This window comes from Methylocella tundrae, from assembly GCF_038024855.1.
GTDB classification, from domain to species: domain Bacteria; phylum Pseudomonadota; class Alphaproteobacteria; order Rhizobiales; family Beijerinckiaceae; genus Methylocapsa; species Methylocapsa tundrae.
The window spans coordinates 3290312-3303949 of the sequence record NZ_CP139089.1; the positions used below are offsets into that span (position 1 = coordinate 3290312).

Annotated in this window: 11 protein-coding genes; 5 read left to right on the plus strand and 6 right to left on the minus strand. The window is 59.3% G+C overall.

Annotated features, from left to right (window positions below):
- Nucleotides 1-201: 201 nt before the first annotated feature.
- The 5 genes from SIN04_RS17405 to zorA are packed head-to-tail and all read right to left on the minus strand — an operon-like array spanning nt 202 to nt 7599.
- A complete protein-coding gene (locus SIN04_RS17405) occupies nt 202-2406 on the minus strand; it encodes a DEAD/DEAH box helicase (protein ID WP_134491247.1) in 2205 nt (734 codons plus the stop codon).
- A gap of 59 nt (nt 2407-2465) precedes the next feature.
- A complete protein-coding gene (locus SIN04_RS17410) occupies nt 2466-3221 on the minus strand; it encodes a hypothetical protein (protein WP_134491249.1) in 756 nt (251 codons plus the stop codon).
- Nucleotides 3218-4603 carry an EH signature domain-containing protein gene (locus SIN04_RS17415; protein WP_134491252.1) on the minus strand — a complete coding sequence of 462 codons (1386 nt, stop codon included), beginning with the start codon at nt 4601-4603 and terminating at the stop codon, nt 3218-3220. The genes SIN04_RS17410 and SIN04_RS17415 overlap by 4 nt, the downstream gene beginning before the upstream one ends.
- 1 nt (nt 4604) lies before the next feature.
- Nucleotides 4605-5483 carry an OmpA/MotB family protein gene (locus SIN04_RS17420; RefSeq protein ID WP_134491254.1) on the minus strand — a complete coding sequence of 293 codons (879 nt, stop codon included), beginning with the start codon at nt 5481-5483 and terminating at the stop codon, nt 4605-4607.
- Between the two features lie 10 nt (nt 5484-5493).
- On the minus strand, nt 5494-7599 hold the full coding sequence (zorA, locus tag SIN04_RS17425; protein WP_341264101.1) for an anti-phage ZorAB system protein ZorA: 2106 nt from the start codon (nt 7597-7599) through the stop codon (nt 5494-5496).
- 620 nt (nt 7600-8219) lie between these two features.
- Between zorA and SIN04_RS17430 the strand changes: the two genes are divergently transcribed.
- The 3 genes from SIN04_RS17430 to SIN04_RS17440 all read left to right on the plus strand — a co-directional run bounded on the left by SIN04_RS17430 (nt 8220) and on the right by SIN04_RS17440 (nt 11418).
- Nucleotides 8220-9029: a hypothetical protein gene (locus tag SIN04_RS17430; RefSeq protein ID WP_134491258.1), complete on the plus strand. Its 810-nt coding sequence runs from the start codon at nt 8220-8222 to the stop codon at nt 9027-9029.
- 97 nt (nt 9030-9126) lie between these two features.
- A complete protein-coding gene (locus SIN04_RS17435) occupies nt 9127-9384 on the plus strand; it encodes a helix-turn-helix transcriptional regulator (RefSeq protein ID WP_134491260.1) in 258 nt (85 codons plus the stop codon).
- A 294-nt stretch (nt 9385-9678) separates the two neighbouring features.
- A complete protein-coding gene (locus tag SIN04_RS17440) occupies nt 9679-11418 on the plus strand; it encodes a site-specific integrase (protein ID WP_341264102.1) in 1740 nt (579 codons plus the stop codon).
- Between the two features lie 103 nt (nt 11419-11521).
- Here SIN04_RS17440 and SIN04_RS17445 read toward each other — a convergent pair whose 3' ends face one another.
- Complete coding sequence (locus SIN04_RS17445; RefSeq protein ID WP_280178181.1) at nt 11522-11656, minus strand: hypothetical protein; 135 nt, start codon at nt 11654-11656, stop codon at nt 11522-11524.
- Nucleotides 11657-11659: 3 nt separating this feature from the next.
- Between SIN04_RS17445 and SIN04_RS17450 the strand changes: the two genes are divergently transcribed.
- Entirely contained in the window at nt 11660-12622 is a 963-nt protein-coding gene (locus tag SIN04_RS17450) for a site-specific integrase (protein WP_244605867.1), read from the plus strand.
- 372 nt (nt 12623-12994) lie between these two features.
- Complete coding sequence (locus tag SIN04_RS17455) at nt 12995-13579, plus strand: hypothetical protein (RefSeq protein ID WP_134491266.1); 585 nt, start codon at nt 12995-12997, stop codon at nt 13577-13579.
- Nucleotides 13580-13638: the final 59 nt, after the last annotated feature.

Below are 13638 nucleotides of genomic sequence, written 5' to 3' on the forward strand. Positions count from 1 at the left end.
GTTGCGGCATGTCTACAAAAAAGCGTTGGGCGAATCAGCGGCGCGGAAGGCGACTCCGGGGGTTGGAGGAGTGCGGCCCCGTGCGAGGTGATCTCCGCGGCGCACAGTGAGCGACGCCATCAAGCTCGCGCGTTTCTGACCACGACGGCCTTCGGCTCGCTTTCGCGCTCCGGCACAGATCAATCATTTGGCTCGACCGGCTTAGTTTGGCGGGCGTTGAACCTGCTCGCCTCTGATTGCCGCTCCGAAAAGACGACTGACGTCGTTGCTCTGCACTGGCGGCGCCAGCATGTGGCGAGACAACTTGCGTTTGATCTCAAGAAGATCATCGAGCGTGTGATCGAACGACTCGTCGCCGAAAACCGGATGGCGTGCAATCGGCACATGGATCGTGACTTCACGATCCTGCCCAATGCGATAGACCCGATCGTTGCATTGGTCTTCGACAGCAGGATTCCACCAGCGGCTAAGATGGATGACATGGTTTGCAGCCGTGATCGTCAGCCCGACCCCCGCCGCGCGCGGCGACAGCAGTAGGAGATCAAAACCTTTCCCGCCATCCTGAAACCGATCTACGACGGCCTGCCTCTTCTTTCCGGGCGTTCCGCCGTTGATAACGTCGGGCGGCTTTGAGAGGCCTAAAAGCTGCGGAACCGCTGCGGCAAGAGTCTTTTGTATCTCAAGATCTTCGATGAACACAATCGCTTTCTCGGATGCGCTCCTGATTGAATGCAGCAATTCGATAGTCTTAGACAGGCGTGCCGAAGCGGCAATCCACCGCCGCACCGAATGCGCGTCATAAGAGTCGACATTTTGCGCACCGGTTGGATGTAGTGAAATGCTGCGAAGGGCATGCACGACTTTCAGCATCCCCGCAGGATCGCCTTTGCCTTTTCGGGCCTCCGCGACGGCGGCGTCATACGCTTCCGATTGAATGCTGGGCATCGGCGTCGGATATTTCTTGACGTTCTTCTTTGGCAGGCCGACGAGGATTTCCTCTTTCATCCGTCGAAGCATGACGGCGGGTCCTTCGCGGAATGGCGCCTCAAGCCTAACTTTCAGCATCTTCAACGCCGCGGGGTCTTCGCCGCCATACTCGGCTGAAAAATTCTTGAGGTCGCCAAGATATCCAGGCGCAATCCGGTCCATGACGCACCACAGATCCTCGATTCGGTTTTCGATCGGCGTACCAGTGAGCCCGATAACGAAATCCGCATGCATCGCCTTCGCGCTCTGGGTGTTGATGGTGCCGGGAGATTTAACCTTTTGCATCTCATCGAACACAATCACCGAGAAGAACACGCGCGCAAAAGCGCGATGATTATCCGCGAGCGTCTCATAGGTTGTCAGGATCCAATCCGCGCTAGTCAGCGCGCCAATCTCCAGAGCGTCCTCTGGTGACCATTGCGCGCCCTTCGGGCGTTTGAGCTTCACGAGACTGCTTCCGAAAGCCTCGACGCAGGTTCCGAGCGCATGCTGCGCGAGGTGTCGGACCGACTCAGCGACCCAGTTCGTGAGCAGCGCCGTCGGCGCGACGATCAAGATGGGCCGCTTCGTCGGTGGTTCGGCGCGACCAGACGCAAGTTCGTTGCGCCGGATCCATGCGAGGAACAGGAGCGCCTGTAAGGTTTTACCGAGACCCATATCGTCTGCGAGGAGCACGCCAGGCCAACCTGCGCTCCAGGTCTTCACCAGCCAGTCGAATCCTTCGAGCTGATGCGGCTGCGGCGTCGTTGCGCCGAGTGCTTGATGCGGAAGGTCCCGCGCGATACGTGCCCCCCGTCTAGGGTGGACTAACTCGTAATCGAGCCCGTCGATGTTCGTCTTGATCAGAAGGACCAGATCATCGCCGGAAGCCGGATCCTCTGGCGCCGCTGATGGATCTCCTGCCTGGTTCGCGTTATCGGCCGCATCGGCAGGCGGCTGCGCTCTGTCGGGGTTAAAAGTTCCATATAGCGCTTCGGCTTCGCGAACGGCTTGCTCGACGACATCAACCGAGTGCCGTTCGCCCTGCACCTCGATGTCAGCCTCGCCGGCCTGCCGCGCGGCGGCGCAGTTTTGCTTGAGAGTCGTAATGCTGTCTGGAGTCATGGCGATCTGGCGCGAGCCGACCCAAATGGGGAAGCTTTCCGGCAGCCATTGCCCGGACTTGCGTGTGAGCCACGCAAGGGCGGGCGGCTCCCACAACCCGAGCTCAAGAACTCGATCCGAATACTGGGCCGTTTCGACGAAGAGACTGGCAGCCGCCTCCTCTTCAGCCGCGCCGAGAGCCTCGGCGATCGCCGCCCGCGGATTTTTCATGAATTCCCGGCGCTCATCTTTCGAGGCCGCCTGCTTCCGGCGGACGACATCGAGAGCGATCTTGAGGTCCGGGTCGATGACAAGGTAGGTATTGCGCGCAAGCACATAGGCGTCCCGCGTTGGACCTGCGGATTGCTCGATAAACCTTGCGTCGAGTTCGGGCGTTAAAAGCGCATCCGCCCTTTCATCGCGCGCGCATCGGAAGCGGGGGCCTCCCCCTCCGCTTCGGTCACGGGCGCGTCATCCTCAAGCGATGACGCCTTCGACCGCGACATGAGTATGGGACGAAAGGCCGGTCCGCCGCCCGTCTCGCGGCATTCGAGGGAGAAGGCGCCAGCCTGGAAGATCGTCAGGCCCGCAAGATAATCATCGCTGCTTACGTCGGCGCTGGTCGTCTGCCTGAGCGCGTCCTGCACCGGGCCCCACGCCTTGATGCGCTGATCCTGCTCCGTCCCTTGCGAGGCATTGAAGCCGTCGACGGCCTCCATCAATGCGAAGAGCTGCCGGGAAAGCCGCCCTTCGTCGGAGCCCCATTTAAGAAACGCTCCAATGCGCTGAGGGATAATGACCCGTAGATTGCGATCGAACCAGCGCACGCGGATCAGGCTTTCCCTCTGTTCGACCCGGCCCTCGAAGGCCAGGTTAGCGGAAAGCGAAGCGACCGGCGGTAGCCCGATGGCGTCGGCGATCATGGAGTTTAATCGCGCGGCGACCGAGTGCGGCAGTAGGAGAGCGCAATCCAAAGCCATCGCTTCGTCGCGATCGAGTAGATCCTGGAGATGGATAGCGGCGACCCTTTCGCGTCCTTCCGATTGCGCCCATTCTTCGATCGGAGCGGGACGCCACGAGAGGACGGACTTGCGAAGCCAGGCGATTTCGATGCCTTTAGGTGTGATCGAAGTTTTGAAGCGCAGCTTCATCGCTGTGAAATCCCGTAGTCCGCCGGGGCAATGCGCACGCCCGTCATCTGATGCAATTTCGCAGCGACTTTGCCCTGCCATGAGTACTGATCAGAATGGACATGCGACACGGCGAAGACGTGGCGATCGAGCGCATCGGTCGCGCTTGGATGGCGCAGTCTGGATGGATCATACTCTCGCTGATGCAGTCGCGGGGCCATCGGGTCTTCAGCATCGCTCCAGATGATGCATTTGCCGTTGTGGCTCCATTCGGCGACCACGCCACGGCCTGTTCTCATCAGGAGCACAGCGTGATTCGCCTGAACGGTGCCGCCGGCAAAAATGGAAAACGGCAGTTCGGCTCCGAATGATCGTCTGGCAACGAGAGCACCGTCTTTCGCGAAGACGACACGCGCGTCCAAGATAAGTTCAGCGCGATCCACCGCTTCCCAGAACGCGCGTCTATATTTCCACATGCGTTCTGTGGCGACCACGTCGACGACATCGAAAAATTGCCGCAGCGACGCGCGAATGAGCCACCGCCGCACGACAGCGGCCGCTTCCTCCATGCGGCTCCAGCGCTTAGAAGGCAGTCGGGGATCACCAAAGAGGCCGAGCGCGAGGTTGAGAATCTGATGCTGAAGGGTTTGATCAAGAGGCGCGTTCCTGAACGGAAGAATCAGTGCATTGGCGACGAGCGGAGCGTGATCTTCGAAAATCAGGCGCTTGTCGCTATGAAGACCGATCGCTCTGACCAGCTCGAAGCGACGGTGCCCAGCCATCAGGACATCCGCGGCCAACCGCTCCAGGGAACGCGCTGCGCAGGCTCTCGCGTATCCGGATTGCGCATTGAGCGAACCTAGTCCCTCATCACTCAACAGTTTCGTCGGAGAACGACCGGCGTCGATTGCCGCCTGCGCGACGAGATCGGGTCCGCGCTTTGGCTCGAAGATGGCGTAGCGGTATTGCAGGACTATCCAGGGCCTTCCCGCCTTCGCGGCCTTGCTCGCCAGCGCCTGGCCGGTGGCCTCCATCCCGTCTCGGGTGGGATCAAAGCTTTGCATGAACGACGACGCGAGAGCCCGGAAGGGGCGCTTTCCCGGCGCCTCCTCTACGCCGGCAAGGATTACCCGGAACGCCAATGTTCCGGCGAGCGCAGGCTCCGTTTCCCACAGGCACCATGACCCGCGGCGGATCTCTCGGTCGCTCAGGGTTTCGCCCGCGCGACATTTTAAGAGAATCGCCGCGGCTATCGCATTATAGTCTTCGCTCGCGCGCGGCGCCGCCAGAGCGCGGGGATCAGGAAGCCGATTAGCGGCCGCCAGGATCTGCACTATTGGCGGCGGCCCGACCTTGGGAGGTCGCCCAGAAAATTGTATCAGAGCAGATCGAAGCAGCCCCACATCAGCCCCCGCTCGCCTTGGCGAGGCGCTCGATTTCCTTCTGCATTTCGCTGGTTCGCGTAAGGATTTCGTGAAGTCTCTGCTTGCTTTCGATTTCCATCACAAAGCGCAGATCGATGCGTCGATTTTTCGCCCATGCATCTGCTCTCTCAGCTGAATCGATTGGGCGTGCGGACGAATAGCCCGAAACGGAAATGATCTCTTCTCGCTTGAGATTGCGCATAGCGCGTAGAAGGGGAGCGTCGGCGATGATTCCGCGATAGGTGTTGACCGCGCGCTCGGTTGATAGCTCCCAGTTGCGCCTGTCGCGCTCATCCGGGTCCTTAACGCCGGTTACATCGGTGTGGCCCTCAATGAAAACCGTCTCGACCGTGGAGCCGGGCGTATCGCGGCATTCGACGCGCTCGAGCCGTGACTGGCAGGCGGCATAGGCAGGGAGAACGTCGTTGAGAACACGCGCGATGCGGGCGACGTTCTGGCGCGCCGCGTCCGAGAGCGTCGCCTTGTCAGCGTCGAAGCGCACGGCATCCTCCGTCAGACGCAGCACGCCGTTCTGCTCATCCACCTCGACACGGAGCCTTTGCGTTTCAAGTTCGCTCTTCAGCTGTTGCAGGAGCCGCTGCCGGGTTCGCTGCGCCTCATCGAGTGCTGAGATCTCCTCGCTTACCTCCTTGCGCAGCGTCTCCAGCTTTTTCGCGACCTCTTGAGCGACCTTGAGGGATTCAGTCTGATCGTCGGTTTTGCTACGGTAGTCGAGGGCAAAGACCATCAGCATAATAATAAAGATAAACAACACGCCGACCATCATGTCCGTCATCGAGACGAAGTAATTCTCTTCCTCATCGGCATGTGCGGTTGCAGCGTGTTGGTCTCCTAGCATCGATGACAGCCTATTCCGCCGCGCGTGGCCGCAGGATTTTCTCGAAAGACGCGGAAAGCTCTTCGATGCTTTCGCTGAATTCCGAGACGAATGGGTTAAGCTTGTCGATGGCCTTGGTCAGTCCGTCGTCGACCGACTTGACGTGCTCCGTCAGTCTCCGGCCCAGCGCTTCGCTCGTTTCATGGAGTTGCCGGAAGGCATTGGCCAGATCCTTGTCGACGCCCGCAAAATGCGCCGAATAGGCCTCCCAGGTTTTCGAAAGCTGACCGACTTGCGCGTCGAGAGATAAGGCGAGTTGCTGGCTGGACGCCTGGGTCGTCTCAAGCGCGGCAACAGAGTTCTGCATCGCCGCCGTGATCCGTTCTGTTGCAATTGAGATGCGTTCGCCAGCCTGCGTCAGGGGAGCGGCCGCGAGGCGGAAATCGGCTGCGGTACTGTGGAAGGCGTCGGCAATGGCGCGGGATTCTCCCGTCGTGTCCTTGAAAGATTCGGATTGAGCGGCAAGCGCTATTCTGGTGTCGCTCATGGCCCGAACGAAGACTTCGATTTCCCCGTTGACGCGCTGGAGCGCATTCGCGAGTCCGTTCTTCAGTGCCTGCGCAGCTTCAGTCGCCGCAGATCCGACTGCTTGGACCGAAGCCACCTGCGACTCGGCGACTTTGCGACTGGTTTCTTCGATCCGGCCGCCCAATCCCTTCTCGGCTTCAGCGACGCTCTCCATGAAAGAGTTCACCTGCGTTCCGACTTGCTCGAACATGCGTCCCAGCATCTCTTCCATGCGCGACGCGGTGGCTTCCGTGGCCCGCCCAATTGTCTGTTGCACGTTGTCGTTCGTCCGGTCGAAGGTGACGCTCAACTTTGCGACGATTTCATTCAGAGCCGCCTGACTTTTCCCCGAGCCCTCGTCGAGACGGTCCGCTGATTGCTGGACCAGCCGGTTCAGATTCTCAGCGGCCGCCGATATGCTGCGACCGAAGTCTTCGCCCGACCCATGAATGCCTTTCTGTGCATCCCCCAGGGTTCGGCGCAATTCGTCCAGCGTAACCGCAAGCGCCCGCAGCTCCTGCCCCGCGCCGCCCTGAACCGCGGTGCTGAACTTGTCGATCAGATCCCCGACTCCAGACGCGCTCGTCTCTGCCATTCGCGCGACTGCGCTGTCGATGCTGGCGCTCACTGGAGCGACGGCAGCGGACATTGCCGCCTCAATACGCGGAGACATCTGTTCGCCCATTCGGCTGAAGAATCTTTCGCTGTTGATCTCTTTGAGCTGCGTGACCTGCTCTTCCATACGTGCATCCATTGCCGCGGCGATCGCCTGCGGGGCGGCGTATGCCAGACGTCGTTCGACAGCATGGTCGAAACGGTCGAACGCCCGCTCCATGCTGATCGTGTAGCATCTGAACACAAACGAGAGCGCGATCGAGACGCCGAGCCCGGCGATCGACGTCGCAAACTTGAAAGTCGCGACGTGAAGCAGTCCACGGGTCGCATTTTGCATCGCCTGGGCGTCGGTGCTGTCGATGGCGGCGGCTGCGTTGTAAAGCGCAAACACAAGGCCCATGAAAGTTAGGAGCAGTCCGATTCCGACGTAATAGCCTGGGATGCTGCCCATCAGCTTTAGACCGGGCAGGGACTCGCGCGCAGCGCCTAGATTGATAAAAGCCTGCGGCCGCACAGTGCTGCGGATTGGGGTGCCTCGCTCCGCCGGCCTTATCAAGGTCGCGTCGAAAAGCGCCCATGAGGTTCCTATAATCGGGCGCGCTTTAAGCTTTTGGTAGAATGTCTCATAGTCGCTGGAAAAAGCGCTCAGGTCTGGCGCTCCTTCAACGATTTTGCGAGCATTGCGCATCGCGACACTTATCGCCAGCGCATGCATGAAAAAAAAAGCTGCGGCAAAACCGGCGCCGGTCATCACTAGGAAAGCGGCCAGCGAATAAGCGAATTCGGGCCTGCTGACACCGCTGAAGTCGCTTTTCAAAATTTGGCTGACAACGGGCAGTACCGGTGCAAGTGAGAGGATACTCACGCTCGAAGAAAGATACCAAACTGGGGCGAAGAATGTCATCCAGAAAAGTGCGATCCGTAAGAACGGATGCCAGAGCAAACGCATCGACATGGCGGGCTGAACCCCGTCGCAGCGCGAACCGCATACGACCGAAATCGATTGGAAGGGAAGACTTTAATCTTAACAATGCAGCTTAAGCCATAAAATTCATTGATGTTCAATCGAGAAATTAGAGATAGTTTCGTTTCGATGGCAGTGATTGAATCGCGGTGCTCGGGTGCGCCCGAATCTTCCGCGGCCTTTGATGGCCTCCCCCCTTGCCGTTGTCTCATCGGCTGCGCTGCGATGTTCTTCGGTCGCGTTCGTTGCGGGACTACGGAAGTAGTCTTTGCGCTCGGCCAGAAGCGCCGCGAGATTGTCGATAGTTTCAATGAGCACAATGGAAAAGCATCGCGTTTTCGTAGCGCGGAGCATTCGTATCCCTCTCAAGGAGGATCCTGCCGCAATTCGGTTCGGCTGCGCCGTCGCTGAGCTCCGGTCAATATGAAGCTGGGTCCTTGGGACGGAGTGTTTCCAAGGGCTAAAGCCATGACATGTAAATTCGTCCCCAATACAACCAATCGCTAATGCCCAAACAATTACGAGAATGATCTAATCTATTGTTAAATAAGACGGCTGCACCTTGTCGATGCGCCTATGCCCCCACGAGCCTAAGGTGCCCGAGGAAGTTCATGTCGGTATTGTCCCAGATCCTGGCTTTTCAGCCCGTTGACGAATGCATTGTTGGAGCGATCGTCGAAGCGGTGGCCTTACCCGCTGTTAAGATAGATTGCGCCGCATTAGGTGCAGATCTCGCCGCGGCGCAATGGAGATCGCAGCGGCTTCAAGGAAAGTCATCGCCCCGAAAGCAATCGCCCACTCAACGGAAACGGCGCGCCGAGACGGTCCGGACGCATGCCGCAAAGCTGTTTAACGCACTCGGTCCGGCTGTCGAAGAGGCAGCAACTCGCGACGAGCTTTGGCGCAATTTATGCGGCCTTCAGCCCGATGAAGATTTACCGCCTTCGCCGCTGCGCGTTGAAGCGTTAGGACAGTTTCTGGATATTCTCCAACTTCTAGCGCTGGGCTCGGATCGAACATTATCAGCCGCAGGTGCAGAGATCCAAACCGTCAAAGTGCGGAAAAGGATGGAGGACTCGAATCCAGCCTGGGCGAGACTCGTCGATCTGTGGAGTCCGCCCAAAACGGTCACATGGATTATAGCCTTTGACTTGGCTCCGGTCTTCGAGGCGCATTTTAAGAAGAAGGCCACGGCTTCGACCCCCTCGCAGGCCACCGAAGATCGAACACCGCAAGGACCATTTGTCCGATTTGTTCGGGCTGTCCAGCAGCATTTGAAACTGTTTCCCGACCAAGAATCCGTGTCTCCACATACCGTCGCCGAGGCGCTGGCGATCAGGAAACACGAGGCGGACGAGCAAGGCCGCATCGACGCGCGCTTGCGGCCCTTTCTACAGGGTGACTCGCGCAAAAGAATCTGAGCCACCCTGCGTTTTGCCCTTTGGCCTTTTCCCATCATTTCGAGCGTGCAGTCGCCCAATCGCATGGCGCGGCGCCACATTCGAAGGAAAAGAGTCTATGGGCGATCCAGCCAAAGAATTCCAGCGTGACAGGTTGCTTACGGTCGGCGAGGGCGCCGAATACCTCCAGCTTAGCGAATCCTGGCTGAACAAGGCCCGCCTTTCGGGAAGAGGACCGCGCTTCATCAAAATGGGCCGCTCGGTCCGGTACAGCGTGCAGGCCCTTGAAGAGTTCAAGCGGGCGAACGCGCGCGGCTCGACCTCCGAATATGCGAGTCATTCGGGGCCTGGCCGGCCTCCAAAAAACGGCAAGTAGGCGAGCCCGGTTTGGGCGCGCTCTTTCCGGCTCGCGCACTCAACCCCGCGCCGTTGGTATGTGCATTTCGCGTCCTTGTGCCCCCTTCGGCCAGGCTCCTGGACCGAATGAAACAACGGGCATCGCCGAGAACGTCTGTACAAGAATATGACACTATGTATTACTTGCATTATTAAGATTAGGAACTTATATATATCTACATATACCCAGTAAACGCTTGACGTAATCCTAATTTACTGCAAAATGACACCCAATCCACCTAAGTCCATCTTGGTGCCACGAAAGGCCCGCCCAATGAACGAACTCAGCCCGCCGGCCCTCCCCGCGCCCGCTGTCGGCGCCAATTTGGAGCTGCTTGAGCCCTCCTTCGAGGACGCTGTCGCGGCGATCGCCGGCGATCCAAATCTGCCGCCCGCCCAAAAAAATCATTGGAGTTGCTCGTTGCGCCGGGTTGCGGCGTTTCTGGACCGGCCGATGCCCTTGCTGCCGGCGCGTTGGACCGCGGTCCGCATTCCGGCGAGCCGCCTGAAAGCCATCCAGCTCGGGGTGACCCAAAAGACGCTTTGCAATCATCTCTCGAATGTCCGCGCCGCGCTCGCCTGGATGCAGCAGGAAAAGCGCGCGCCGGCGCGCGGCGCGGCCCTCTCGCGCGAATGGCAAACTTTGAGCGATCAATGCCCCAAACTGCCGCACAGGGCGCGGCTTCTACCGCTGATGCGGTTCTGCTCGGCGCGCAATATTGCGCCGGGCGCCGTCGACGAGGCAGTGATTGACTCGTTTCTCGATTACCGACGCTCAACGACCTCGCTCGCCGTCGGCGCGACGGCGCGGCGCTCAGTGGCGCGTTATTGGAACGATCGGGCGCGGACGGCCTCGGGTTGGCCGAGCCAACTTCTCTACGAGCCGCCATCGCGCAGGCCCGAAGCCTTTCCGCCGTGGCAAGCCTATCCAATAGGCTTGCGTCTCGATATCGAAGCCTATCTCGGTAGCCTCACGAAGGTTCGAAAAACGGCCAAGGGCAAGAGGGTGCTCCCGGCCAAGGCGACCACCATCAGGAACCGCCGGACCATGCTCGAAGCCGCGCTCCGGATGGCGAGCCGAATCGGCGTCGGCATGGAGGAGTTAGCCTCGCTCTCGTCGTTCCTTGATCCGGCCGTCAGCCGGCGCGTGCTCGACGCCTATTGGGAAAAGAGCGGGGAGCAGCCCTCAATTTTCACGATCGACCTCGCGCGACTTTTCCTCAGCGTCGCGCGGAGCGCCCATTGTTTGTCTGTGGAGAGGCTGGAAGAGCTCGACGACATGCGCGGCGAGCTCGAACACCACAGCCCCGCCGCAATGACAGACAAGAATTTAGCCGCCATCCGAATGTTCATGCAAGGCGAGGCCTGGCGCGCGCTGCATCATCTGCCGGAGCTTCTGATGGATCAGGCAAAAGAAGCGTCATATTCCGCTCCGGTCAAGGCGGCGGGGCGAGCCCAAATGGCGGTGGCGATCGGCATTCTCAATGTCGCTCCGATTCGCCGCGCCAACCTTGGCCAAATTCGCATCGGCGAAAATCTCATCCGTACGGGCGGACCGAAAACGCCCTACCGACTCGTTTTCCCGGGCTACGATGTCAAAAACCGGGTGACTCTCGACTTTCCTCTGGACGCCGAGCTTACGGCGCTGATCGACGACTATCTATTCAACTATCGCCCGGCTCTCATCGATCACTCGGGTGGTTCATGGCTGTTTCCAGGAGAAGGGGACGGCCACAAGTATCTTGCGACGCTGAGCGGTCAGATTACGACCTCCATCGAGAAATCGATCGGCCTTCGTCTCACCGTCCACCAGTTCCGGCATTTGTCGGCGGCGATCATCCTGAAACATCAACCTGGCAATTACGAGCTCGTCCGCCTGCTTCTCGGTCATCGTACAGTGCAGGTCACGATCCGCAATTATATTGGTCTTGAAACCACCCATGCTAGCGAGGTCTACGGCAATCTTGTCCGCAATCTGCGAGCCCGGCGATTGGAGGAGGAAGACGATGCATAAACTAGCGTCCGACCAACCCGCTAGCGGAGAAGGACGTTTAGCCAGCTCTCCGCCACACGGTCCTCAAACGCCGCAAATCCGTTCAGCGCCAATCGCTGAATGGTCAATCGCTGATCGCGCGGCTTGGACGCGCGCGATCGCGCCTGGCGTTCGCCTCCGCAAGGGCGGCGCCGGCTCTCACCTCGCCCGCATTACGCAGGGCGATCTCGGCCGCCGCTATGGTTATTTCGTCGATCATCTGATGCGCAATGGTCTCTTTGAACCAGACGCTCCGGCCGCTGGGCAGGTGACCCCCGACCACATTGAACGTTTTCTCGAGGAGCTCCGATCTCGGATCGGCTCGGTCACTCTCGCCGGTACGATATATAAGGTGCGGCGGGCGTCCGAATTGCTTGAGCCCGAACGCGATCTCGCGTGGCTCGGGGAGATCGAAAAAGACCTTGCCCTGGTAATGCGGCCGATCTCAAAAGGGCACCGCATCGTTGATCCTGATCGCCTCGTTGAAGCGGGACTCAGTCTCGTGCAAGAGGCGAACGACAATCCGAGTCTCACTCCGCTACGTCGGGCCCGTCAGGTCCGCAACGGCGTCATGGTCGCACTTCTCGCGCTCTGCCCGATCCGCCTTAAGAACTTCGTCGCCCTCGATCTGCAGGCTAATTTTCGCAGGATTGGATCCCGATGGTGGATTGTGCTCGATCGCAAGCACACCAAAAGCGGTCGGCCGGACGAACGCCGCGTGCCGCGCGACCTTGACGCCGCGATCGCCTCTTACCTTTTGATTCACCGTCCAGTGCTGAGGGCTGTTGAGGGCAGGACACGCGGTGCAATGTCTGACATCGAGCATTTGCCTGCCAACCGGCAAGACCCCGCAGTGACCTCCGCCGAGACGCTGGACGCAGTCTCGGGCCCGCTTTGGCTGTCTTCAAACTCTGGCGCGCGCATGAGCTATTCCGGCGTCGAGCTGACGATAACCGCGACCACTCTCCTCACGCTCGGCGTCGAAGTCGGCCCGCATCTCTTTCGGGCCTCCGCGGCCACCGCGATTTATACCTACGCTGGAGACAATCCAAACCTTGCCAGCGCAGTACTGCAGCACGTCGATCGTAGGGTTACGGAGGAGCACTATAACCACGCGACCAGCACCTCGGCCGCGCGACAATATGCCGAGATCGTAAAGCGGCGCCGCGGTGGATTCGATCAATGAAAGTGTGTTTTGCGGCGTCGACGGAACAATAGTATTGATTCAACGTCCGTATCTTTTTTTTATTTGTTTTGCCGGATAGCCACCGTGCCAAATTTGAGGACTTGCTTATAAAGATTTAATGTTTGGTACCAGCTGAGCAATCGCGGTTCGCCTCTAAACGGCGCCGAGGTCGGTTGCGCGTTGGCACGCCGGTGATCGTCGACGCAAAGCTCCTGACCTCCGTGATAATGTCAATCCGGGAAGCGCGAATGGCGGTTTGCCATAAAGGGGTCGATACTCGGGGGATAACCAGCTTGGAAGATGCCGCCGGTTGACATGCGGGGGGATTCTGGTTTCCGCTTGGATCCTCACCTTGAATGAGCTGGAGAAGGAATGACGTCTGAGCCGCTCTCACTCGTTTTCACCGGTCATATGGTCGATCTTCCCGGACGCTCGCCGCCACGCTTTCCTCCAAGTATAGTGGGAGCTGCGCGGACTGAAATAGAGCGGCGCATCGCAGGCCATACAGAAGGCCGCAGCAAAAGCAGCGTTAAGGGTTTCGCGAGTCTCGCGCGCGGCGGCGACATTCTCTTTCATGAGATCTGCCGAAAGTTCGGCTTTGACACTGCGATCGTTCTGCCTTTCTCTTTGGATCTTTTTCTCGAGACCTCTGTGAAAGGAGTCGACAGCGGCGACTGGCCCCAACGGTTTCGAAAACTCTGGGACGAAACGCCGCCCGGCCGCCGCTTTGACCTCGGCCTAAAATCTGATGAAGCTTATGCCATTTGCAATGAGCGCATCCTGGACCTGGCCCAACTGGCAGGGGAAGTGCAGCTTATAGCGCTTTGGGACGGGAAGGCCGGCGATGGTCCTGGCGGAGCCGAAGATTTTGTAAAACACGCCAAGGAGAGGTCAGGTCGGGAGCCCGACATCATCGATCCGAAAGACCTGTTGGAGGCAAACGCCAGGGGCCAATAAGACGTGGCAATTCCATCGCCTCCCCCCTATTCTGTCAACGAAGCGAGGATCGCAGTGGG

Bases quoted from the DNA above. Each gene is read 5' to 3' on its own strand.
- SIN04_RS17445 (WP_280178181.1), bottom strand. From the start codon at position 11,656: ATGATCGACGAAATAACCATAGCGGCGGCCGAGATCGCCCTGCGTAAT.
- SIN04_RS17440 (WP_341264102.1), top strand. From the start codon at position 9,679: ATGAACGAACTCAGCCCGCCGGCCCTCCCCGCGCCCGCTGTCGGCGCC.
- zorA (WP_341264101.1), bottom strand. From the start codon at position 7,599: ATGTCGATGCGTTTGCTCTGGCATCCGTTCTTACGGATCGCACTTTTC.
- SIN04_RS17420 (WP_134491254.1), bottom strand. From the start codon at position 5,483: ATGCTAGGAGACCAACACGCTGCAACCGCACATGCCGATGAGGAAGAG.
- SIN04_RS17410 (WP_134491249.1), bottom strand. From the start codon at position 3,221: ATGAAGCTGCGCTTCAAAACTTCGATCACACCTAAAGGCATCGAAATC.
- SIN04_RS17455 (WP_134491266.1), top strand. From the start codon at position 12,995: ATGACGTCTGAGCCGCTCTCACTCGTTTTCACCGGTCATATGGTCGAT.
- SIN04_RS17430 (WP_134491258.1), top strand. From the start codon at position 8,220: ATGTCGGTATTGTCCCAGATCCTGGCTTTTCAGCCCGTTGACGAATGC.
- SIN04_RS17435 (WP_134491260.1), top strand. From the start codon at position 9,127: ATGGGCGATCCAGCCAAAGAATTCCAGCGTGACAGGTTGCTTACGGTC.
- SIN04_RS17450 (WP_244605867.1), top strand. From the start codon at position 11,660: ATGCGCAATGGTCTCTTTGAACCAGACGCTCCGGCCGCTGGGCAGGTG.